At 65.2% G+C, this 22,780-nt stretch carries 21 protein-coding genes; 11 read left to right on the top strand and 10 right to left on the bottom strand.

Going from position 1 to position 22,780, the window contains the following annotated elements; all coding sequences use genetic code 11:
- Positions 1-7: 7 nt before the first annotated feature.
- Positions 8-1,318: a hemolysin family protein gene (locus ACZ1II_RS05965; protein WP_465143501.1), complete on the bottom strand. Its 1,311-nt coding sequence runs from the start codon at positions 1,316-1,318 to the stop codon at positions 8-10.
- Between the two features lie 71 nt (positions 1,319-1,389).
- The gene (locus ACZ1II_RS05960) at positions 1,390-2,442 is read right to left on the bottom strand and encodes a LacI family DNA-binding transcriptional regulator (RefSeq protein ID WP_465143500.1); all 1,053 of its coding nucleotides are present in this window, start codon (positions 2,440-2,442) and stop codon (positions 1,390-1,392) included.
- Positions 2,443-2,683: 241 nt separating this feature from the next.
- On the opposite strand from ACZ1II_RS05960, the gene ACZ1II_RS05955 reads away from it, so the two are divergent.
- The gene (locus ACZ1II_RS05955; protein ID WP_465143499.1) at positions 2,684-4,030 is read left to right on the top strand and encodes an NAD(P)/FAD-dependent oxidoreductase; all 1,347 of its coding nucleotides are present in this window, start codon (positions 2,684-2,686) and stop codon (positions 4,028-4,030) included.
- 4 nt (positions 4,031-4,034) lie between these two features.
- On the opposite strand, the gene ACZ1II_RS05950 is transcribed toward ACZ1II_RS05955, so the two are convergent.
- The 3 genes from ACZ1II_RS05950 to ACZ1II_RS05940 are packed head-to-tail and all read right to left on the bottom strand — an operon-like array spanning position 4,035 to position 5,757.
- Entirely contained in the window at positions 4,035-4,433 is a 399-nt protein-coding gene (locus tag ACZ1II_RS05950) for a barstar family protein (protein ID WP_465143498.1), read from the bottom strand.
- Positions 4,434-4,438: 5 nt separating this feature from the next.
- Positions 4,439-4,870, bottom strand: a complete 432-nt coding sequence (locus ACZ1II_RS05945; RefSeq protein WP_465143497.1) for a reverse transcriptase-like protein — start codon at positions 4,868-4,870, stop codon at positions 4,439-4,441.
- On the bottom strand, positions 4,867-5,757 hold the full coding sequence (locus tag ACZ1II_RS05940; protein ID WP_465143496.1) for a LysR substrate-binding domain-containing protein: 891 nt from the start codon (positions 5,755-5,757) through the stop codon (positions 4,867-4,869). Before ACZ1II_RS05940 ends, ACZ1II_RS05945 begins: the two co-directional genes overlap by 4 nt.
- Positions 5,758-5,856: 99 nt before the next feature.
- Between ACZ1II_RS05940 and ACZ1II_RS05935 the strand changes: the two genes are divergently transcribed.
- The 4 genes from ACZ1II_RS05935 (at position 5,857) to ACZ1II_RS05920 (ending at position 7,825) form a co-directional block, all read left to right on the top strand.
- Positions 5,857-6,807, top strand: coding sequence for an AEC family transporter (locus ACZ1II_RS05935; protein ID WP_465143495.1), 951 nt, complete (start codon positions 5,857-5,859; stop codon positions 6,805-6,807).
- An 18-nt stretch (positions 6,808-6,825) separates the two neighbouring features.
- Complete coding sequence (locus ACZ1II_RS05930) at positions 6,826-7,002, top strand: hypothetical protein (protein ID WP_465143494.1); 177 nt, start codon at positions 6,826-6,828, stop codon at positions 7,000-7,002.
- Between the two features lie 137 nt (positions 7,003-7,139).
- Entirely contained in the window at positions 7,140-7,553 is a 414-nt protein-coding gene (locus ACZ1II_RS05925; protein WP_465143493.1) for a hypothetical protein, read from the top strand.
- Positions 7,554-7,642: 89 nt separating this feature from the next.
- Positions 7,643-7,825, top strand: coding sequence for a hypothetical protein (locus ACZ1II_RS05920; RefSeq protein WP_465143492.1), 183 nt, complete (start codon positions 7,643-7,645; stop codon positions 7,823-7,825).
- Positions 7,826-7,977: 152 nt separating this feature from the next.
- Here the strand turns inward: ACZ1II_RS05920 and ACZ1II_RS05915 are convergent, their stop codons facing one another.
- Positions 7,978-8,370 (bottom strand): DUF3597 domain-containing protein, encoded by a 393-nt coding sequence (locus ACZ1II_RS05915; RefSeq protein WP_465143491.1) that lies wholly within the window; start codon positions 8,368-8,370, stop codon positions 7,978-7,980.
- A 122-nt stretch (positions 8,371-8,492) separates the two neighbouring features.
- On the opposite strand from ACZ1II_RS05915, the gene ACZ1II_RS05910 reads away from it, so the two are divergent.
- The 5 genes from ACZ1II_RS05910 (at position 8,493) to ACZ1II_RS05890 (ending at position 12,044) form a co-directional block, all read left to right on the top strand.
- Complete coding sequence (locus ACZ1II_RS05910; RefSeq protein ID WP_465143490.1) at positions 8,493-9,074, top strand: DUF4142 domain-containing protein; 582 nt, start codon at positions 8,493-8,495, stop codon at positions 9,072-9,074.
- Between the two features lie 188 nt (positions 9,075-9,262).
- A complete protein-coding gene (locus ACZ1II_RS05905) occupies positions 9,263-9,667 on the top strand; it encodes an acyl-CoA thioesterase (protein ID WP_465143489.1) in 405 nt (134 codons plus the stop codon).
- Positions 9,668-9,720: 53 nt separating this feature from the next.
- Positions 9,721-10,074 (top strand): hypothetical protein, encoded by a 354-nt coding sequence (locus ACZ1II_RS05900; protein ID WP_465143488.1) that lies wholly within the window; start codon positions 9,721-9,723, stop codon positions 10,072-10,074.
- A gap of 12 nt (positions 10,075-10,086) precedes the next feature.
- Positions 10,087-10,650, top strand: a complete 564-nt coding sequence (locus ACZ1II_RS05895; RefSeq protein ID WP_465143487.1) for a 3'-5' exonuclease — start codon at positions 10,087-10,089, stop codon at positions 10,648-10,650.
- Between the two features lie 152 nt (positions 10,651-10,802).
- On the top strand, positions 10,803-12,044 hold the full coding sequence (locus ACZ1II_RS05890) for an MFS transporter (RefSeq protein WP_465143486.1): 1,242 nt from the start codon (positions 10,803-10,805) through the stop codon (positions 12,042-12,044).
- Between the two features lie 52 nt (positions 12,045-12,096).
- Here ACZ1II_RS05890 and ACZ1II_RS05885 read toward each other — a convergent pair whose 3' ends face one another.
- From ACZ1II_RS05885 to ACZ1II_RS05870, 4 genes are all read right to left on the bottom strand, one after another.
- Positions 12,097-14,550 carry a TonB-dependent receptor gene (locus ACZ1II_RS05885; protein ID WP_465143485.1) on the bottom strand — a complete coding sequence of 818 codons (2,454 nt, stop codon included), beginning with the start codon at positions 14,548-14,550 and terminating at the stop codon, positions 12,097-12,099.
- The gene (locus tag ACZ1II_RS05880) at positions 14,489-15,475 is read right to left on the bottom strand and encodes a FecR family protein (protein WP_465143484.1); all 987 of its coding nucleotides are present in this window, start codon (positions 15,473-15,475) and stop codon (positions 14,489-14,491) included. The genes ACZ1II_RS05885 and ACZ1II_RS05880 overlap by 62 nt, the downstream gene beginning before the upstream one ends.
- A 21-nt stretch (positions 15,476-15,496) precedes the next feature.
- Positions 15,497-15,970: an RNA polymerase sigma factor gene (locus ACZ1II_RS05875; protein ID WP_465143483.1), complete on the bottom strand. Its 474-nt coding sequence runs from the start codon at positions 15,968-15,970 to the stop codon at positions 15,497-15,499.
- 141 nt (positions 15,971-16,111) lie between these two features.
- A complete protein-coding gene (locus ACZ1II_RS05870; RefSeq protein ID WP_465143482.1) occupies positions 16,112-17,311 on the bottom strand; it encodes a TIGR03032 family protein in 1,200 nt (399 codons plus the stop codon).
- Between the two features lie 242 nt (positions 17,312-17,553).
- Here ACZ1II_RS05870 and ACZ1II_RS05865 point away from each other — a divergent pair, with 242 nt between their 5' ends.
- Positions 17,554-22,728, top strand: coding sequence for a hypothetical protein (locus ACZ1II_RS05865; protein ID WP_465143481.1), 5,175 nt, complete (start codon positions 17,554-17,556; stop codon positions 22,726-22,728).
- Positions 22,729-22,780 lie beyond the last annotated feature (52 nt).

Genomic DNA, 22,780 nt, shown 5'->3' with positions numbered 1-22,780 from the left:
TCTCCCGTCAGTCGGCCCGGCTGACGTCCCGGTTGACCAGGAACTTGTCGATGCGGCGCCCGTCGAGGTCGACGACTTCGAAGCGCCAACCGTCATGGACGAAGCTCTCGCCGACCTGGGGCCAATGTCCGAACTGTTCGAGCGCGAATCCCGCGACCGTGTGATAGTCGACATCCCCGGCGGGCGGGCGCCAGCCGAGGCTGCGGAAGGCCTCGTGGATCGGCATCAGACCATCGATCAGCAGCGAGCCGTCCTCGCGCACGGTGATCGATGCATCCTCGCCCTCCGCTTCGGCGAGTTCGCCGGCAAGCGCTTCCAGCAGGTCGGTCTGGGTGACGATGCCCTCGATCCCGCCATATTCGTTGACGACGATCGAGAGGCGGACGGGCGAAGTCTTGAAATGATCCAGCAGCTTTAGGATCGGCGTCGCTTCATGGACGACATGGGGCTTGGTGACGGCGGCCTCGGGATCGAGCGGCTTGCCGTCGAGTACCTGGTCGAGCAGGTCCTTCTTCAGCACCATGCCTGCGAATTGGTCGATATCCCCGCGCGCGACCAGAAGCTGTTCGTGGGACGAAGCGCGCAGGACCGTCAGGGTTTCCTCGGGGCTGTCCTCCAGGTCGATCCAGTCGAGGTCGACGCGCGGCGTCATGATGTCGGCAACCCTCCGCTCGCCGAGGGTGAAGAGGCGCTCGGCTACTTCCTGCTGGGCATCGTGGAGCAGCCCGGCCTCGTGGCTGGCGGCGACCAGCAGCTTGAGTTCCTCGGGCGAATGCAGCGATTCTTCCGTCGCGCCGGGCTGGAGGCCGCCGATCCGCAGGACGAGATTGCCGAGACCGTTTAGTCCCGCGATCGCCGGGCGCAGTACGAAGAGGAACAGCCCCAGCGGTCGGACCACCCAGAGCGCCGTTCTTTCGCTGCGCTGGAGTGCGAGGCTCTTGGGTGCGAGTTCGCCGAGAACGATGTGCAGCGCCGTTATCAGCACGAAGGACACGGCCACGGCGATAGCGTGCGAACTGATGGTCGCGAGGCCTTGCGGCCAGAAACCCAGTAGCGGCTCGATCAGATGGGCCAGCGCCGGTTCGCCGATCCAGCCCAGTGCCAGCGAGGAAATCGTGATGCCGAGCTGGGTCGCCGCCAGGTTCGCATCGAGATTGTCGATGGCCCGCTGGAGCGCCCTGGCGTTCATCCGGCCCGTGTTGACAAGCTCCGCCACGCGGCTGCGGCGCACCGCCACCAGGGAGAACTCGGCCGCGACGAAGAAGCCGTTCGCGACAACGAGGACGAGGACGGCAAGAATGCCAAGAAGCGGGGGCATGGGGTTCCTTGTGACGGTATGGGGGGGTGACGGTGTGGGGAATAGGCAGGCGCTGACGGTTGCGCCGGGGATCAGTGGATCAGGGCGATCGCGTCCGACTGTCTGCGAACGAGTTCGAAAGGCAGGCGCAGCCGCTGCGGGTTGTGCGGTGTCTCGGGATCGTCGGGCCAGAGCCGCTGGCAGAGCAGGGCCATGGCGTTGCGGCTCATGTCCCGGATCGGCTGGCGGATCGTCGTCAGGCTCGGCCAGATCGCGGCGGCCAGCGGCGTATCGTCGAAGCCGCAGATCGAGATTTCGCCCGGTACGTTGATCCGCTGCTGGTGGGCAATGGTGATCGCGGCGGCGGCCATGTCGTCGTTGCAGGCGAAGATCGCGGTCGGCCGCTCGGGCAGCGAGAGCAGAGCTTCGGCGGCGGTCAGGCCCGAGCGATAGGAAAAGTCGCCCGAGGCGATGAGCTGGTCGTCCGCCGCCAGATCGTGTGCGGCTAGCGCTTCGAGATAGCCCTGACGGCGGCGCGTGCTGCTGCGGTGGCGGCTGTTGCCGCCGATGAAACCGATCCGGCGATGGCCCAGCGCGATCAGGTGGCTGGTCATCTCGTAGGCTGCGCGGCGGTCGTCCGTGGAAATCGAGGCGATGCCCTCGCGTTCCTCGTCCGGAACCACGGCGACGACGGCGATCCCGGCGGCTTCGAGGCCGCTCAGCAGCTCCGGCCAGTCGCAGAGCGGCGCCGCCAGGATTACTCCGGCGACATGGGCGTCGGCGACTTGCGCGACCAGATCGTCCGCGGAAGGCGTGGGCGGGCATTGCTCGACAGTGAGGTGGACGTTGCGCTCCGGGGCCTCGTTCAGCGCGCCCAGCAGCAGTTCGCCGAGATAGGCGGACGTCATGCTCTCGCTGTGGAGCAGGGCGATCCGCCGCGAAGTGCGGCCTGCCAGCATGCGGGCGGATGTGTTCGGCACATAGCCCAGCTCGGCCACGGCTTTCTCGACAGCCTCGCGCGCCTTGGCGCTCACGCGCGGCTTGCCGTTCAGCGCGCGCGATACGGTCATCGCGGAAACCCCTGCCAGTTCCGCGACATCGTGAAGGGTGGGCAGCTTCTGCTTGCCGTCATCGTTTCTGAACATCGTAGCCAAGCATTTAGCGCAAGTGCGGCGCAGGTAAACGGCTGATGTCGGATTCCGGCGTGCAGGCGGCGCATTCGCGCTCTCGACGATCCAGTTTGGGGGGGCTTATATATCGTTACGCGAGAGCAACACTCTTGTGCAATGCAGCATAATGCTCCAGAGGCGGCCTGTCGGCGGCTGGGTGTGATTGCCCCTCCCGCCTTCGCTCCATTTCCCCCCATCATGCGCGAGGAGCGTCGAAGTGCCCCAGGAACCCGCAGCAACAGTCGTTACCCAGACGGCCAAGACCCAGATCGTGATCGTCGGCGGCGGTGCGGCCGGTCTTGAACTGGCGGCGAAACTGGGCGCGCATTACGGGCGCAAGCACCACGACATCATCCTGGTAGACTGCAAGCGCACCCATATCTGGAAGCCGTTGCTGCATGAGGTCGCCACCGGCTCGCTCGACGCCAATCTCGACGAAGTGGGCTATCGCAGCCACTGCCACCGCTTCGGTTACCGCTATTTCTACGGTTCGCTGGCCGGGATCGACCGCGAGAACCGCCGCGTCCGCCTTGCGCCGATCAACGACGAGAAGGGCCGCGAGGTCATTGCCGCGCACGAGATCCGCTACGATTACCTCGTGCTGGCCTTTGGTTCGGTCACCAACGATTTCGGCACGCCCGGCGTGGCGGAGAACTGCACCTTCCTCGACAGCCGCGACCAGGCCGACCGTTTTCGCGACAAGCTGCTCGACCAGTGCCTGCGCGTCTCGCGAACGATGGCGGATAATCCCGCCAGCGACGCGCGGGTGCGGATCGCCATCGTCGGGGCAGGCGCCACTGGCGTCGAACTGGCGGCCGAGCTTTACAACGCGGCCGATGCGCTGGGTTACTACGGGCTCGAAGTCTTCGACCGCAGCCGTCTGGAAGTGACGCTGATCGAGGCCGGACCGCGCATCCTGCCCGCCCTGCCGGAGCGGCTGGCAGCGGCAGCCCGCGCCGAACTGGAGACGCTGGGCGTGCGCGTGCTCGTCGATACGCCGGTGGTGGAATCGACGGCGGAAGGAATGGTCATGCGCTCGGGCGAGCGGATCGATGCGGACTTGCAGGTCTGGGCGGCGGGCGTGAAGGCCAAGCCGATCGCGGACGGTCTCGACGGGCTGGAACAGGCTCGCTCGGGTCAGATCGTGGTGCGCCCGACACTCCAGAGCGAGACCGACGAGCGCGTCTTCGCGATCGGCGACTGTGCCTTCTGCAAGCTGCCCGACAGCGAGCGCCCGGTGCCGCCGCGCGCGCAGGCCGCGCACCAGATGGCCGATACCGCTTTCGCCAATCTCAAGCGCCTGATGGCGGGCAAGCCGCTGGTGGACTTCGTCTACAAGGACCATGGCTCGCTGGTGTCGCTGAGCCGGTTCTCGACCGTGGGCACGCTGATGGGCAACCTCGTCGGCGGGCGTATGGCAGTGGAAGGCCGCATGGCGCGCTTCATCTACCTCTCGCTCTACCGCATGCACCTGCTGGCGATCCATGGCTGGATCAAGGGTTCGGCGATGATCGTCATCAGCCACATGAACCGCATCGTCCGGCCGCGGCTCAAGCTGCACTGAGGCGTTAAGCGGGGACGATTGCGATTGCGGGATGGGCGGCGAAGATGTCCATCACGATGTCGAAATAGGTCGTCCCCCGTCCGGCAGCGAGCGCCTCCAGCTGGTCTGCAATGGCGGTGCCGTTGAACATAGGGCGCAGCTTGCGCCGTTCCTCAAGGAAGCGCCGCGTCGTCTCGGCACCCAGTGCGGCGCGGCTGGCGGCCATGTCTCGCCAGACCACGGTGACGGTTTCAGCCCCCAAGACCGCGCCGTATCCGCCGTAGAGCAGATCGTCCAGGGCATCGAGAATCTCGCCCAGCGTCCAGTTTTCATCCGACATGAAGACGCGGTTGATCTCGCCGTAGAACGAAGGGATGTCGGCGATCCGGCTCCCCTCGATCACGAGGCGTTTCCGCTCGTCCATCAAGGTTACCTCGGGTGACGGCGGGCAAGGGCGATGCCCGCAAGGTTCTGCTCGCGCTTGATCCAGCGGATGCGGGCGGGCGGCGCCTTCGCCGCCACGGCCAGGAACGCGGCCTCGTGCGGACTACGGGCTTCGCCGCGCCTGAGGGCGGCATTCGCCTGCCGGACGATCTCTACAGCATCCCCGATGAGTTCCACACCTTCGAGACCGAGTGACTGGACGAGTTCGAGGGCGCGGATCAGCGCGCTCCATTCGGCATCGCGGTTGTCGCCCAGGCCGAGGTCGGTGAAGATATGAGCCTTGCCCCGGATCACTACGGCAGCTTCGATCGGACCGGGATTGGGGCGGCAGCCGCCGTCGAAGAACACTTTCAGGCGGGATCGGGACATGCGGGGCTTGTGTTCCAATCCGGAGCGCGGCGCCAGCGGCGAATTCATGCCCCGTCTCCTGTCGCTACCCCTGCTGCCACGAGGAAATGCGGCAGGGCCGGGTTGAGATTGGCAGAACGCCAGACCAGCACCTGCTCGATGGCCGGGGCCTGCTCCAGCGGGCGGAATTCGACACCGCCCATGCGCAGCCGGTCGAGCGAAGCGGGGACGAGCGCCAGCCCGATGCCTTCGGACACGAGGCTGACGATCGTCTGCTGCAACTGCGTTTCCAACCGGATTTCCGGTTCCGCGCCGGCCCGCGCGAAGAATGCGAGAATGGCCTTGCGCAAAGTGGGCGTGATCGCCGCCGGAGAGGCGAGGATCGGCTCGCGTGCCAGCATGTCTGCCGTGATAAGCGTTTCCGCGCAGAGCGCGTGTCCGGCGGGCAGGGCAAGGCAGAGCGGTTCGCGGTGGATCACCACCGAGGCCAATCCCCGCACCGGCTCCGGGCTGAAGGTGATCCCGGCGTCGAGTTCGCCGTTAAGCACTTTGGCGGGAATCTCGGAAGGGAGCATTTCTCGCAAGTGCAGTCGCACTTGAGGGCGGGCCGAAACGAAGCGCTGGGTGAGCAACGGTACGCTGCCGTAGGCGGCGTGCATCATGAAGCCGACGGTCAGTTCGCCCAGTTCGCCTGCTTCGACCAGCCGCACATTGCGGCAGGCTTCGTCGAATGCGACCAGCACCGCGCGGCTGTCCGCAAGGAAGCGCTCCCCGGCGTGGGTCAGGCGCACCCGCCGCGAATGGCGGTCGAACAGCCGCACACCGAGGTCCTTCTCCAGCGCGGCGACCTGTCGGCTGAGCGGCGGCTGGGTAACGTGCAGCCGTTCTGCCGCGCGGCCGAAATGGAGCGTCTCGGCCAGAGTGACGAAGTAGCGCAATTGCCGGATTTCAACCATTGATACGGTTTAGGCATGAATGCAAACATTGAAAAGCATTGGAATGCATTGAACGAGAAGCCTAGTCGGCGGGCGTAATCTCCACGTCAGGTCTGCGTCTTGTCCGTTCTCATCATCGTCCTGCCCATTTTCGCCCTCATCTTCGCCGGTTGGGGCGCGCGGCGGCTGGCGATCTTCGGGCCGCAGGCAACCAGCGAACTCAATCGTTTCGTCGTTTATCTCGCGTTGCCCGCGCTACTGTTCGATATCGTGGCGAAAGCGCGCTGGAGCGATATCTGGCAACCCGCCTTCGTCGCCAGCTTCGGCCTCGGCGCGGCGCTGGTCTTTGCCGTGACCGTTGCGCTGCGGTTGCGTGGTGACCGTCATCTCGCCGATGCCGCGATTGACGGGCTGAATGGGGCCTATGCGAATACCGGCTTCGTCGGTTTTCCGCTTGCGCTTGCGGTGCTGGGCCAGGCCGGGCTGGCACCGACCCTGATCGCCACGATCCTTACCGTCTGCGTGCTTTTCGCGGTTGCACTGGTGTTGATCGAGATCGGAATCCAGGCGGAGCGCAATACGGGGCGCAGCTCGGGACGCCTGCTGGTGAAAGTTGCAGGTGCGCTGGCACGCAACCCGCTGCTCTTGGCGCCGGTGCTGGGCGCCTTCTTTCTCGTGACCGGCATTGCCTTGCCGATTCCGCTGGACAGTTTCCTCAAACTGCTGGGCGGCGCTGCATCGCCTTGCGCGCTGGTGGCGCTGGGCCTGTTTCTCGGCGAAAAACGTGAGAGTGCAGGGGCGCCCTTGGGTGATATCGGGCTGCTCGTTGCATTGAAGCTCGTCGGGCAACCATTTGGGACCTGGTTGCTGGCCGATCGGGTGTTCCAGCTGGCGCCCTCGCTCACCCATGCCTGCGTTCTGCTGGCGGCGCTGCCGACCGGAACCGGACCATTCATGGTCGCGGAGTTCCATAGCCGGGAGGCGGGGATCACTTCGCGCGCGGTGCTGATATCGACCGTCCTGTCCTTGGCCACGATCAGCTTGTATCTCGCGCTGGCGGTCGGCACCTGACCGGAAAAGGAGAAACCCGTGTTCGCGATCGGCTGTCTCGCCCTGATTGTTCTGCCCCTGATCGGATTGGTGATCGGCGGTTTCCTGTTCGGACCAGTCGGCGCGAAATGGGGCGCGGTTGCAGGCTTCGTCCTTGCCCTGGCGCTCAGCGGGATCACCACTTACGCGCTGATCGCGGCAGCCCGGCGGCGGTGATCCGGATGGATCGTCGTTCAAGATTAACTTTTTGAATTCCTGCCATCGATTGCTGCTGCACCGTTGTCAGCCCGTCGGGCTTCCTTCATTCGCAGTTGCAGCATGAACGGCTACCGTGGAATCGAGAAGCGTGGGCAATGAATAGGAAACTGCGGGTAGGTGCCGGCATCGCGCCGAAGCTGGCGGTTCTTGCACGCCGGTTGCTGAAAAAGGATGCAGAAACCGCTCCGGACGATGGGACGACCGCTGCCGATCTGGTGCCGATGGCCGAATTCATCCGCAGCTGCCGGCGGCTGCGGGATGAGATGTTCGGGGTCGATTTCTTCGGAGATCCGGCCTGGGACATGCTTCTGGAACTCTACATAGCACAATCCGGCATGCGTGAGATCGACTTGGGCAAGCTTTCGGCGAGCACGGCCCAGCGATGGGGGAATGTGCTTGAAACAGAAGGGCTTGTCTTCCGTGATAAGCCAAGTGGCGATTTTCGTCTGACGGTGAAGGGGATGACTTTGATGCACGACTATCTGAAACGGGCCGTGCGCGTCGCCTGAATCCTCGCTCGGATGATACGTAATTCCTCTTGGTGAAGCGCCGTCAATCGCCTAGCTTCCCCGCAAGGGAAGGGGGGAGACGGTTCTGCATGGCACTCACCAATCAGGAGCAGCTTGTCCTCGAACTGCGCAGTATCGCTGCCTTGCTTCAGGAAGCAGTGGGTCGTCTCGACGCTTGTGGGCAGGACCTTGCGGCGATCCACGTGCAGACCGCGCTGGACGTGCTGCGGGCCAAGGGCGGCGATGACGATTGGAACATGCTGAGGAACTAGGGCGTAAACTCATAAACCGCACCATCGAGGTTTGAGGCAAAATGGCTCAGCCTCAGAAGGCAGGACGAAAGAATATGCCGATATTCCAAGTACTGCCGACGCAGCGCTGGGCCATTTTGTTCAAATCCATTCGGCCGCCCCGAGAAGCCGCTTTATTGGCGGAGACTGTCGGGCACGACACCGCCATTGCTGGCGAGGCTGTCCATTACCGCCCGGTGCAGGGCAATGTTTTGCTCCGCCGATCCGTCCGCCCCGGCATGAACGCCGAGTTCGTCCGCCAATTCCTTGCGAGCCGCGAGGCTGGAATCGAGGTCGAGCAGTTTTAGCAGATCGACGATCGAGGTCTTGTAGTTGCCGCCGTGGTCGTCCTTCATCGAGGCCATTTCCTCCAGCACGGCACCGACATCGACAGGTTCGGCGGCAGGTTGCGGTGCTGCGGCTGGCTCAGCGGCCGGGGGTGGCACGTCTACCGCGCCCGGCGCAGGAGCGGCCTGCGCCTTGTTGCGATGGAAGACCTTGTCAAAGATGTTTCCGAGGATTCCCATGGTGGTGCTCCTGACCGTTAAAGGGCGCGCTGCCGCTCGGGATGATCGGCAACAACTTGTCCGGGAACGCGCGGCGGAGAAGTTGGTTCTCGAACAGGCATAGTCTGGAAGAGGAAATCACCATGAAGCATCGGGTACTTTTCGCCGTCTCGTTTGCCGCGCTCGCCCTGACGGCCTGCAAGAAGGAGGCTCCGGCGCCCAGCGACGTGGCCACAGCGACGTCGACGGGCGTAGTTCCCGGTGCCATTCCGGGCGCTGACGTGCCGCTGGGAACGGCAACCCTGAGCCCTTCGCAAGCCTTTGCCAATGCCGCTGCCGGTGGCGATGCCTTCGAGATCGAGACGTCCAAGCTCGCTTTGGCCAAGGGCCGGTCGGCGGCGGTCAAGCGCTTTGCCGACAAGATGATCGAAGCGCACACTGCTTCGACCGAAAAGCTCAAGGGCATTGCCGGCCAGCTCTCGCCGGCGATCGTGCCTTATGCCGGGCTGAGCGATGCCCAGAAGCAGACCGTCGATTCGCTGGACAAACTGACCGGCGCCGATTTCGACGCGGCTTACGCCAAGGCGCAAGTCGAGGCCCATCAGGCCGCGCTGGCGACGCTGAAGGCCTATGCGGCCAATGGCGATGTCGCATCGCTTCAGGCTTTCGCCAAGGAACTCGTGCCGACCGTGACGGCACACCTCAACATGGCCAAGTCACTGTAAGAAAGGCACTCTGTCCGCTTCTGCCCGTGGCTTGAAACGAGTGGCGGTCCGTGCCGGACAGAGTAGCCAATGCCGGGCCGATGCCGGGCCAATGCCGGAGGGTGTCGCGGCTCTGCAATAATTCGCATCTAGGCGAAATCGGAGAGATTTGTCTGCTGCGCCGGTCGCAGTTCTGCTAGAGTCATACCGTGAGCACCGCGATTCCCCACGACTTCCGCATTGGCGTCGATGCAGCCGACATCGACTTCATGGGCCATGTGAACAACGCCAGCTACCTCAAGTGGGTGCAGGACGCGGTTCTCGATCATTGGCGCGCCATCGCGCCGACCGATGTGGTAGGGCAGCATCTGTGGGTCGCGCTCAAGCACGAGATCACCTATCGCAAGCCCACTTTCCTGGGGGATGACGTGATCGCCACCGTGCTCCTGGAAAAGGTTCAGGGCGCGCGGGCTTTCTATGAAACCGTCATCAAGCGCGGCGAGGAAGTCCTGGCCGAAGTGAAGTCCAGCTGGTGCTGCCTCGATGCCGCCACGCTCAAGCCGGCGCGGCTGGCGCGCGACGTCATCGACCATTTCTTCGGGACCGATTCCTGAGGTTGTGAGCGGCGGCCCTTGGGCCATCTGTCCACTCGTGGTATCAACGCGCCATGTTTCTTGCCGCCATCATGCTTTCGGCTGCGATGCCTTCGGTCTCCGCGTCGATCAAGGCGCATTCCGATCGTCCGATCGGGGAAGTCGCTGCTTGCGTCGAAACGGAATTCGACGATGTCGGCGTGAGCGAGAACCTCTCGGTCGATTTCGGTCGCAAGGTGGATTTCCGCGTGGTGAAAGAAACCGACACGCCGACCAGCCCGCTCATGTCGTTCGAGGCACGTCATGACGGTACCCTGATCCTTTATGGTTACGGTGACTGGAAGGATGCGGTCGAGCCGATGTGGAAGAGCCTTGCCCGCGAATGCTTTCCCGAACTTCAGGGTGGCTTGGCAAAAGCGCGCTCCTGAGGTCCGGCGGCGATGCGGGTGTTCCTGGATTTCGAGGCTTCGTCGCTGGCAAAGCGGAGCTATCCGATCGAGGTGGCCTGGATTTTCGAGGACGGTCGCGGCGAAAGCCATCTGATCCGGCCCGCGCCGGGCTGGACCGATTGGGATGCAAAGGCGCAGGCGATCCACGGCATTCCGCTTTCGCTGCTGGAAAGTGACGGCGAACCGCACGAGCAGGTCGCCCGGCGCATGGTCGAGCAGCTTTCGGATCACGATCTGCACGCCAGTGCGCCGTCCTGGGATGCCAAGTGGCTGAATGCCTTGCTGTGCGGTGCGGGCTATCCCAAGCATCGGCTGCGTCTGTCCCGGACGGGGGAGATGATCGCGCGGAACGTGGCGTTCATTCTGGGCGACGCGATCCCGGACGACGGGCGGCGCGCGGCGGTCGATGCAGTTCTGGCGCAAGTCGCCGCGGGAGAAACCGGGCCGCCTGCACATCGTGCCCTGCCGGATGCCCAGGCCGATCGCCGCCGCTGGCTGGCTGCATGCGCAGCGGCGGAAGCGCTGCGGGACAATCTCTCTAACGGAGCCGGATAGGCGGTTCGGCTTTCGCGATTTGCCATGTCCGGCAGTCCGCGTATCATAGCCTTCATGTTGCTGGGAAATCGCGCGGGTCGCAAGGATCGATGAAAGCGGACGCCGCCTCTTTCGGTCGTCCTTGCGAGCCGAAGACACTGTCGAGGCGCTCGATGGCGATCGCGGCTTTTTCGACGATCGTCGAGTGGTACGATTTCACGCTCTACCTCTATCTTGCCACCGTTCTGTCGCGGGTGTTTTTCGGTGGCGGCGAAGGCTCGCTTGCCGCCGTGCTTGGCGGTTTTGCCGTGGCCTATCTGATGCGCCCGCTGGGGGCTGCAGTCTTCGGGCATGTCGGAGATCGGCATGGGCGGCGGCGGATGATGCTGCTGTCGATGGCATTGATGACGGCCGCCATGCTCGCGACCGCCGCCATGCCGACTTATGCCGCGATCGGCCCGGCTGCGGGCTGGCACCTGCTGGCGCTGCGCTGCGTCATGGCCTTTTCGGTTGGCGGCGAATATACCGGGGTGGTCGCCTATCTGATGGAGGGCGCGCATAGCGGGCGGCGCGGGCTGGTGACCTCTGCCGCTGCTGCCGCAAGCGAGTTGGGCGGGCTGCTGGCAGCGGGGGTTTCGGCGCTGGTAGTCGGCCTGCTTGCGCCTGCGGTGCTTGATGCATGGGGCTGGCGCCTTCCCTTCCTGTTCGGCGCCGTGCTGGCCGGATTGGTGCTGCTGGCCCGCGCCACGCTGGAGGAATCCCCGGAATTCGAGCGTCAGATCGTTCGGCGCAGCGTGCCAGAACGGCCCCTGCAGCAGGTTCTGGTTCGTCACCGTGCCGCGATTGCGCGCGGGTTTGCCATTTCCGCGCTCGGCTCGATCACGTACTATGTCGGTATCACGTATGTGCCGATTTTCGTGACGGGGGAGGGGGCCATGACCGAACGCGAGGCGCTCTGGCTTTCCACGGCGGCGGCATTCATGGTGATTTTCGTCACCCCCTTCGTCGGCGCATTGTCCGACCGTATCGGCCGCCGTCCGGTTCTGCTCTGCGTTGGCGTACTCGCCGTACTGGTGCCGGCGGCTTCCTTTGCGGCCATGGGTGGGGGGTCGTACGGCGCGGCCCTGATCGGGGCGCTGCTGCTGGCCTCTCTCGGCGGAGCGGTGAGCGCAGTGGGCGCGGTGACGACGGCCGAGCAGTTCCCCGGCGAAGGGCGCCTCTCCGGCCTTGCGCTGGGGGCGACGGCGGCAACGGCAGTATTCGGCGGCCTGGCACCGCTGCTTGCGCAATTGCTGGTCGCGGGCACCGGCTGGCAGGCCGCACCAGGGGTGATGATCGCGGTCGTCGCGGCCTGCGTCCTGCCGGTCTTCGTGAAAATCCCCGAGACCCGGCCTGCCGTAGCCGGCCATGGATAAATCCGGACAAGGATGTGATCGCCCCTGTCCGGCTCGTTGCCACCAGCCTTCTTCAGTATCGCATTTCGACGCCGAGCCGCGCGGTTCGTGGCTGGAGCGGGGTGCGTTGCCGTCCGGTGGCGATCGTGAACGGCGTGCCGAGCGCAAAAAGATTGCCCTTTGCGTCGAAGAGGTTTTCGACGCTGAAATTCAGGACCAGCCCGCGCAGGCTCAATCGCGCATCGGCGGAGACGGTGCGATAGTCTCCCTGTCTGTGCGCCAGCTGAGGGCCGACGCCGAGGATCGACGGGCCGACCGCGTGGCCGCGCAGGGCGAGATCGAGTAGCGTCGTCTTCGCCAGTTTCCATTGGCCGCGAACCGATCCGGTCAGGCCATAGCGGGCGACATTGGGGAGCGGGCCTTCGGTAACGCCGCCGATGCTTTCCTCGCTGCTTTTAAGATAGCTGTGGCTGGTAAATCCGCTCGCCGTGATCTCCAGCCCCGCCAAAGGCGAGAGCGAGGCCGCAGCGGTGGCCGTTTCCACGCGCCCATCGCCGATATTGGCGACGTGTGGCAGTCCCAGTCCGTCCAGCAAATCGGCCTGAACGTTCGTCCAGCGGCTGGATGAGACCGACCCCTCCAAATGCAGGCGGACTGTGCAGTGGCAGGTGTAGCGCAGGCCGAGTTCGGTAGTGGCGATCCGGTCGGGGGAGAACCGTTCCAGCACCGCGCCGATCGTCAGTCCGCCGGGTCGATATCCTCCAGCATGGCGCAAATAGAGGGAAAGGCCGCGTATCGCCTGCCAATCGAGCGCAAGGGAAGGTGTGGCCAGCCATTGCCAGCTGGCCTGGCCCGAGTTCGGCAAGGCTCCGTCCACGGGCTTGGCGATCGGTCCCCTGGCGCGCCCGCCCAGCGTGACGGCGGAAATCCTGCCCCCTACAGTGAACTTCCATGCCCGCGATAGCGGGATGCCGAATTCGCCGAAAGCCGTGCCTTCAGTGACACGCGACTGGATGGTGCCGAGGCTGGCCATATCGTCGTCGCTCCCCAAACCGCGAACTTCCCGGCTTTCCGACCGCAATGCGGCCACGCCCAGCAGCCAGGAGGCGCCTGTCGTGGTGCGTCCCGAAAGATGCGTTTCGTTCGATATCAGCGAGACATGATCCCGCTGTTCGAACCGGATGGGATCGTCGCCCGGCTGGGTGGCATCGAAGACCTGTCCGTAATGCTGGCGGATAAGTCCGGTCGTCGATTGCAGGTTGGCTCCGCCGAAATCGTGCTTCACCAGCGAGGAAAGCGCGCGGTAGCGATGGAACGAGGGCTGGGCAACGGCGCTTGCCCTTGAGAGGCGACCGATGTTCCCTTCGGCATATTGGGCGTCGGCGTTGCGAATGTTCTGGCCCATCGCGGTGAGATCGATCTGCCACCCGCCTTGCGTCTCCAGCCGCAGCGCCGTGCGCAGGCCGACGACGTCGCTGGCATTGACATTGTGTTGTCTCCTGCGGACATCGTCGATGAACCCCGCGTTGTGTTCGGCATAGGCGACCGTTCGCAGCGCGGCGCTTTCCGTCAGCGGGAGGTTTGCGAGGAAGCCCCCGTCGCTGCCCATACCGCCATGTGCCGTGGCCGAAAGACCCGACCAGGTTGCTCCTTCGAACGCCGATGGTTCGGGTGCGCGCGGAACGATTCTCAGGATTCCGCCCAGCGAGCCTGCGCCGTAGAGCGTGCCTTGGGGGCCTTCGAGGATCTCGACCTGACGGATATCGTGCAGCCGCAGGTCCGGGTCCGGTGAGGCATAAGTCAGTCGTAGATCGTTGAGATACTGCCCGACCAGCGCGGGACTGCTGCCGTTGAAGCTGCTGTCGGCGATGCTGCGCAGAAAGAGCTTGTTGCGACCGGGTCCGAGGCGGGTCGAGGACAAGGTGGAATGCAGCGCGGCCAGTGCGAGCGTGCCCTGATTGCGCGGCATCCGGTCGAGCTGGGCAGCCTCGATCACTTCGACCGTCCCCGGAAAATCCGACAGTTCGATCGCTACCTTGCTGCCGGTGACGAGGATGTCGCTTGTTTCCGCCGAAGGAACAGGAGGTAGGGGCGAGGAGGAACGGCGCGGCTTCCGGGGGAGTTCCGGGGGCGCCGCGATCACGCGCCACCCCAGCGGTCCGGTCCGCATCGCTATGAGGCCGGTGCCCCGGAGCACTTGGGCCAGCACGGTTTCGACAGTGCCGGTCAGAACCATGGGCGCCACCGGCCGGCGCAGCCAGTCGGGATGATCGGTACCGATACTCGCGCCCGATTGCGCCGCGATCTGGGCGATGGCACGCGAGAGCGGCCCGGCGCGTACCGCGATCCTGATCGGCGGCCTTTGCTTTTCCCCGGCGATCGCGAGGTTTGGCAGGCAGGCCGCCGCAAGCGCCAGCGCGACCAGCCGGCGAAAGAGACGGCGCGGGGCGGTCAAGGCGTCCGGATCATCGGCCGGAACGCCGAGACGATCGTTCCAGAATCCAGCCGTCGCTCCGGTGCCGGACATGGAGGTCCAGCGTCGCCGCCAGCCGTTGCATCACGGTTTCGGGAGATCCGTTCACCGTCAACGCTCCGGCAAACCGCCGATCTTCGAGTTCGGGGGCGAGCATGATCGCGAGGCCGGTTCGTCGTTTCACCGCCGCGATCACTTCGGAGTAGCTGCTGTCCTCGAATGTCAGCAATCCGGTCTGCCATCCCGATACGGTGCCGGGATCGAGCGGCTCGGGAGCTTCCGGTGGGCGGCCGCTTGGAATGAAGGTGCGTTCGGCGGCCTTCACGAGAACGGTGGCGCCCGCCGCCTCGATCTGCACGAGCCCTTCGGCAACGGCGACTTCCGTTCCTTTTTCGGCCACATGCACGTCGAAACGGGTCCCCAGGTCGCGGATGACAGCGCCTTTCACGGTTACCGAAAACGGATTGGCGCTGTCGTGCATGACGGTGAAACTGGCCTGGCCCCGGCTCATTTCCACCCGGCGCGGGGCGATCGCCATCCGGGTGTCGCCATTGAGCAGGACCCGGCTGTCATCGGACATCTCGATGGTGCGCAACTCGCCCGGACGGGTGGCGATATGTTGCATGCCTTCGCTGGCCGGTCTTTCGAAGATACCATAGCCGATTGCCAACACAGCCGCGATCGATGCGGCAAGGCCGATCGGCCGCCACCGGGACTGCAAGCGATCAAGCCTTGTCGGGGAAGGGGAAAGCCGGTCTTCGCTCGGCGTTACCAGCCGCAAGTGCTCGGCTGGGTCCCGCAAGGCGATGACGTCCTCTGCCTGCGCGAGGCGCCGGCAGGCAAGGTCGAACAGGACAGCGTTTTCGGGAGACTTCCCCAGCCATGCTTCCAGTTCGGGCCAATCCTCGAAGTCGGGAGCGTCGACCTTGATGGTCCACACGACGGCCATATTTTCCGGAGAACTGTCGTTACGGGTCATGGGAGGCACTCCTCCGCAAGTTCAGGCGTCATCGTGCTCGCCCTTCAGGTTCGACAGCGCGGCATAGCTGCGGCGCAGGTCGCTTTCGACCGTGCTGAGGCTGACGCCGAGTTCGGCGGCAATGCGCCGCTGCTCGATCCCGTCGAGGCGGTAACGCCGGAATATCCGGGCGGCGCGGGCGCCCAGTTCCCCCAGCGTCCTGTCGATTCGGTCGAGCTGCTCGCGCGCCAGCAGCGAGCGTTCGGCCACGGGTGTTTCCGTGCCCTCCAGATGACCGCTGGCAAAGCTCCAGGCGAAGTCGCGGTCGCGCGCCCGCGAAGCGCCGCGCCGGGTATCGAGCACCAGCCGATGGGCCATGCGGTAGATATAGGGCAGTGGCCGATCGACGCAGGCATCGACCTGCTGGACCTTGATCCACAGTTCCTGGACGAGATCCTCGGCATCCTCGCCGCAGCGTAGCGCCATGAAGCGTGAAATCGGCGCACGATGCAGCATGAATGTCTCGATAAGGCCCCCACCTGGCTCTGTCACTTTCCGTTCACCGACACTACCCCCCATGTGCATCGGCTCAGCCCCCGATACGATCGACGTTAAGAATGCACATGGGCTTCTCCGTCAATCCGTGCCGCAGCACGGTCATGCCGCTGCCGACAGCGACGAGAACGGCCGGATTTCAGGCGAGAAGGTGATCGTTCCGCGCATTTCCGCGGTGTCCGGCCCGATCGACATCGGGCATCGCACCCCGGGCATCGCCGTCACGTCGAACAGTTCGGTGATATGGCCGTCGAGCCTGATCCACTCGACGGTGTCGCCGGTCTTCAGGTCGACGATCAGGATGCCGCACCAGGGCTCGGCATCGCGGCGCTTGAGTTCGCCGTCGAGCGAGAGATGCTTGAACGTGCCGTCGCGCGGCTTCGAAACGGTGACGATGGCATGGCCGTTATGGATCGACATGCCGCGCAGGAAGCCGGGACAGAAGGCGATGTCGCGCTTGGCGCCGGTCGTGCGATCCACTTCGACGATCTGCCCGCGTCCGCTGTCCAGCACATAGAGGCGCCTGCCCGCCACGCGAGGCGAATGGGGCATGGACAGTTGGTCGGTCACGATCCGCCCGGTCGCGACTTCGATTACCACGCCGCCCTCGTGGCGACGCTCGCGCCAGCCGGTGAGCACGTCGGAGCGGCTGACAGCGGTGACATAGGCCGGGGCGCCGTCGGCCATTGCCATGCCGTTGAGGTGACAGCGATCCTCGGGCGCCAGTTTCGAAATGAACGGCGGCTTCCAGACCGGGCGGAAGCTGTCGGTCAGGTCCAGCGCCGCAAGGCAGCTGTACTTGGTATTGACGAACAGGACCCGGCCTTCCCGGTCCACGCCGAGTTCGTGAATATCGACGTCACCCGTCGTCTGCGCGTTACGGGGGACGAGAACGGTGTCGAAGATTTCGTTGCCGGTTTCGCCGGGCTTCAGCATGTTTTCCAGGCGCCAGACCTGGCAGAGCGCGCCGAGATAGAGACGGCCGCCGGTCCAAGCCAGACCCATCGCCCGGCTGAAATTCTGCTGATTGAACGAGATCGTACCGTTGGGGTGGCGGCCGACGAGGAACAGCTGGCCGGTCTGATAGGACGAGAACGCCAGGCTCGTGCCGTTTGCGGCCAGCCAGGCGTGAAGGCCGCGCGACACGCTGATGCGCGAGGCGCCGGGTTCCGGCGCGGGCGGTGCCTCGCCCGGTGCGGAGGCCCTCCCCGGCGATCCGCTGCCCGGCGATCCGCCTGCTGCCTGCTCGATGGTTTCCCCGGCTGCTGCAGGACTGCCGGTTCGGGACTTCGCTTTGGGCATCGATCTTTCCTCAAGGCAGGTACGGGATCGCGCACACTGCGCGCGCGAGAACCGTCATCGAACTGTAAGACGCCATGCCGAAGCGCCAGCCTTGGGCAAAAATCGCCGAAAACGGATTTTTTCTGCAAATCGGAATTTCGTCATGAAAATGACGCGAAGCGGCCAAGGCCTCGGAGTGAGGGCGGCGTCAAAAAAGGCACTACCGGCACCGCGATGGCGCCGGTCAGACCGGAGACGCCTTGATGACGCCTTACGTTTCTGCCCATTCTTCGCTGCATACTTCCGATCGAACACGCCGTCTGCCTGCGCGGCTCAGCCTTGGCACCAGCCTCGGCGCGCTTTCCATGTTGCTGGTCGCCGCGCCCGCCAGCGTCCAGGCGAAATCCGTCCCGACTTGCGGTGCGCCGGTCGAGGGAGCCGTCGTCTGCTCGCCCGACGAGGCAGCCTATCCCGATGGCATCGCCTATTCGGTCGATTCCACCGAGCCGCAGGACCTGACCCTGGTGCTCTCGCCCGAGACGCTGGTTTCGACCACGGCCGAGCAGGTTGCGGGCATCAGCGTCACCGGCAGCGGCGGCGCCATCAAGGTCTCGGCTGCGGGAAGCACGATCGAGACGAGCGGGGCTCATAGCCGGGGCATCCAGGTTTCCGGTTGGGATGGCGATATCGACATCGATGCCGGCAGTCTCACCACCTCGGGCTACCGTGCGGACGGCATCGCCGTCGACGCGGGCATGGCCGGGAACATCTCCATCCATGCCGACCGCGTCTCGACGATGGGCGAGGCCTCGACCGGCATTCGCGCCAATACCGGCGCGGGCGACATCGCGGTACGGGCCGGGGGCGTCTATTCTTACGGTCTCGGCTCCGACGCCATCCATGTCGAGACCGGCAGCGGCAATGCGACCGTGGATGCCGACTATGCCTATGCCTGGGGCGGCTCGGGGCGCGGGATCGTCGCCTATTCTTCGGGAATCACCACGGTCAGGGCGAATGTCGTGGGCACCAGCGGAGGCGGGTATGGCACCGAGGACGATGCGACCGGCGTGACCGCCGTGGGCACCGCGATCGACGTGCAGATCGCCGATACCGTCCGCACCAGCGGCGACAATTCCACGGGCATCTTCGCGCGAACCAATCTGGTCTACAGCGACCTTGAGGTGGTTCCTGATATCGCGATTGCTGCCGATCACGTCAGCACCAACGGTCTCTATTCGCACGGCATCGTCGCGCTCAACTATTCCGATGCGGGGACCACCCACGTATCGGTGGGCGATCTCAGCACGCGCGGCGATGCTTCCTTCGGCATCTACGCGGGCGGCTATGGCAATGTCGTGGTCGATGCCGACAAGGTCACGACCCTCGGCGCCGGATCGGAAGCGATCCATGCGGTGACCTTCAGCGGCGATATCGCGGTGAATGCCGGTACGGTCTCCACCGGAGGCCAGGGCGCGCATGGCATCTATGCCATCAATTACAGCCAGGGCACGGTGGCGGTGAGCGCCGATGCGGTGAAGACCCGGCGTGACGATGCGATCGGCATCGGCGCCCTGTCGCTCGGCGACGTCAAGGTCGATGCCGGTAAGGTCGAGACCAGCGGCTTCGGCAGCCAGGGCATCGTCGCCTACAGCGTCTACGGCCAGGTCGATGTGACGGCGGACACGGTGACGACGACCGGCGGCAATGCGACCGGAATCGGCGCCTATACCTTCGGCGAGGGTCAGAGCGCCCATGTCGTGGCCGGATCGGTCGACACGCGCGGCGATTATGCCGTAGGCATTCTGGCGCAGGCTGCAGCGGCGCCGGTGGAGGTGACGTCCACCGGCACGGTCTCCACTGCGGGCGAGCACAGCGACGGCATCGTCGCGATGGGGCTGTCGCTGGACGGCGGCGCTTCGGTCACGGTCACGGCTGGCACCGTCATCACCACGGGCGGCGGTTCGCGCGGGATCGCCGCGCAAGGGGCCTTGGGCGATGTGTCGATCACGGTCGACAAGGTCGTGACCAGCGGCGACCTCGGCGGCGGGCGTCACTCGACTTTCGCCGAAGGTATTCTTGCCAATACCACCGACGGAAACGTCGTCATCAAGGCCGGCAGCGTCGAGACGTTTGGGCGCGGGGCAGTCGGCATCGATGCCTCCTCCAGCTTCGGCGATATTGCCATCGATGTGGACCGACTGGCGACCACCGGATACCGGGCGGCGGGCATCCTGTCGGCAGCCTGGGACGGTGCGAGTTCGGTCAAGGCAAGATCGGTTGCGACCAGCGGCGATTACGCCGACGGCATCCAGGCGATTTCCTTCATGCTGGACCCTTATTCCGACATCGATCGCAGCATCGCTATCGAGGCGGACAGCATCGACACGAGCGGGATCGGCTCCAACGGCATCTACGCTCTGGGGACGGATGCCATCACCGTCACCACGGGAGCGATCACGACGAGTGGGGACGGCGCCTTCGGCATCAACGCGGCCAGCCTTTACGGCGACGTCAGCATTGATGCCGGTTCAGTGACGACGCAGGGCGATCATGCGCCTGCCGTCTTCGCCCTGTCGCAATACGGCCATGTCGCGGTCAAGGCGGACAGCATCACGACGACCGGCGAACAGTCCGACGGTATCCGCGCCGGTGGCCTGAGTTCTTCGGTAACGGTCAAGGCAATCGAGCTGGCCGGGAACGGCTCGAAGGGCATCGACGCGCTGGCCGCCTACGGCAATGCCACGGTGACGGCCGGAACCATCACCGGCTCGGGCGAAGGGCAGACCGCCATCCTCGTCAGCGCCTTCGACGGCGACGCGGCGATCCAGGCCGACAAGATCGCGATGAGCGGCTACGGCGCCTCGGGCATCATGGTCACGAGCGAGCACGGCAGCCTTGCCATCGCCGCGAACAGCGTGACCGTGGGTGAGGGCGGTGCCGCCATCGGCGCCGCGGCCTATGTCGGCAATGCCAGCGTTACCGTCGGCACGGTGACTTCGGGCGGATCGGGTATCTTCGCCACGGCGGGGCTTGGCGACGTGACGGTCGAAACCGGCGGGATCACCACGACCGGCGAATTCGGCAAGGCGATCTACACCAATGCCAACGGCGGCAATTCGCAGGTCACCATAACCGGCAACGTGAAGACTTCCGGCGACCTCGCCATGGGCGTCCAGGCCACGACCGTCGGCGGCGACAATGTGATCGACAACCGCAAGTCGGTGAGCACCTCGGGCGATTATGCCTATGGCCTTATCGGCAACAGCTTTGTCGGCAATGTCCGCATCAGCAGCGCGGACGTCGCCACCAGCGGCTATCATGCCAGCGCCATCCACGCCACGGCGGTGGGGCCTTACACCAGCGTTTCGATCGACGCACAGAACGTCCTGACCACGGGCGACAAGGCCGACGGCATCTTCGCCCAGGCTCCGCTCGATGTCCTGATCCCGTTCCTCGTGCCGCAATCCGCCGCTGCGCTGGCCGTGCCCGATGCTCCGGCAGCCGGAACGCCCGACCATTCGGTCTTCGTCAAGGCGGGGACGGTTAAAGTCACCGGCGCGGGGTCGATCGGCATCCGCGCGCGTGCTGCGGGCAATCTCGTTATCGATGCCGCGAACGTGAGCGCCGCCGACGGCAATGCCATTCGCGGCGAGGCGCATGAGCAGGCTTCGCTCACGGTGCGGGGCCAGGTCGTCTCGCAAGCCGAGGCGGTCAACCTGACCGGCGAGAACGTCTCGGTCGCGCTCGTCAAGGGCGGGTCGATCACCGGCGGCACCGATGCCCTCGTGGTATCGGCGGTCGGTCCTTACGTCGCTCCGCCTTCCGAAGGTGAAGAGGGCGGCGGCATCGGCATCGGCTTCCGTGCTGCTGCGGTGCCGACGGTCACGATCGACAATGTGGGAACCATCACCGGCGGAACCGGCTATGCGGTGCGACTGGCGGAAGGCACGCTAAACCTGACGAATAGCGGGACGCTGGCGGGCAGGGTCCTGCTCGGCGACGGCGACGACCTGATCGTCAACAGCGGCACTTTCGCCGTGAGCGGCGACAGCGACTTTGCGGGTGGCACCGACCGTTTCGTCAATAGCGGCATCGTCAAAGTGCTGGCGGGAGCGACCAAGGCAGGAACCGTGAACTTCCTCGGTCTCGATCGCTTCGAGAACGCAGGCGGCACGATCGACATGGTCAATGGCCATACCGGGGACAAGCTGGTGCTGACCGGCGACTATGTCGGATCGGGCCAGGCGCGGATCGCTCTCGAAATTGGCAAGGGTGCGGCCGACCACCTGACCGTGCAGGGCGCGGCGACCGGCTCGACCGCTATCGTCCTGACCGACCTCGACGACGCCAAGGCGGTGCTGACAGGCAAGGCGGCGCTGGGGCTGGTCGATGTCGGTGCCGGGTCCTCGGCCAATGCCTTCACTCTCGACACCGCCGACTTCGGCTTCGTGCACTACGATATCGGTTACGATGCCGCGAACCGGCAGTATCAGCTTTCGAGCAGGGCCGGCGCGCCGATCTATCGCTTCGCCAAGCTCAACGAAACGATGGCCAATAGCTGGAACAAGGGCATCGCCACCCTCACTAGCCACTTCGCCAGCCTTCGCGACGGGCCGGTACTGGGCGGCAAGCGTCTGTGGGGCAGTTTCGCGGGCGCGGTCAGCCGCATCCGTCAGGTGCGCGGGTTCGAAGGGCAGGCGGCTTCCGAAGGTGCCATGCAGGTCGGTTATAATCAGAACGACGTCGAGGCGCGCCTCGGTTACGATCTGGGTGATATCCAGGACACGGCGGCGCCGGTCTTCGGCGCCATGGCCGGGTATGTCTCCTCGGCCGTCAACTTCGCCGGCTCGTCGGCGCGGGTATCGGCCGACAGCTTCGATGTGGGCGGCTATGCTCGCTACCATAGCGGCGCCTTCTTCGTGAACGGCGTGGTGGACGTCCAGTTCCATCATCTCAAGGCCTCCGATCGGGGGCTGGACTATCGCGACAGCTTCTCGGGAACGACTTTCGGTGGCGCCCTTGAAGCGGGCGCGCGGTTGGCCAAGGGGGCCTATTTCCTGGAGCCTTCGGCTCAGCTCGCATGGGCGCGGATCGATCTCGGCGATGTGTCGGTGCTCGATCAGAAGGTGGCCTTCGCCAATGGCCAGAGCCTGCGCGGCACGTTCGGCGCCCGTTTCGGCGGGACCAGCGGCAATGCGACCTTCTACGGCGGCGTGCACTACCTGCACGAGTTCGACGGCAAGAAGGGCGCCACGCTGTTCAGTGGCGGAGCGAGCGAGGGGCTGGGGAACCTGGCCCTGGCCGATGTCGTGCGCGGCAGCCTCGGCGTGAACGTGGCGACCTCGCACGGTCTGTCCGGCTTCGTAGAGGCCAACGGTGAAACCGGATCGGGTCGGCGCGGCGGTGGTGGCCGGATCGGGGTCCGCTTCTCGTTCTGATCGGGGCAACAACTTGAAGGAGTGGCGGGCACTGCGCCCGCCACCCCTTGGG

The organism is Novosphingobium sp. BL-S-20 (genome assembly GCF_055521635.1).
Note: the sequence above shows the minus strand (reverse complement) of the source record. Positions and strands in the feature narration are given on the sequence as shown.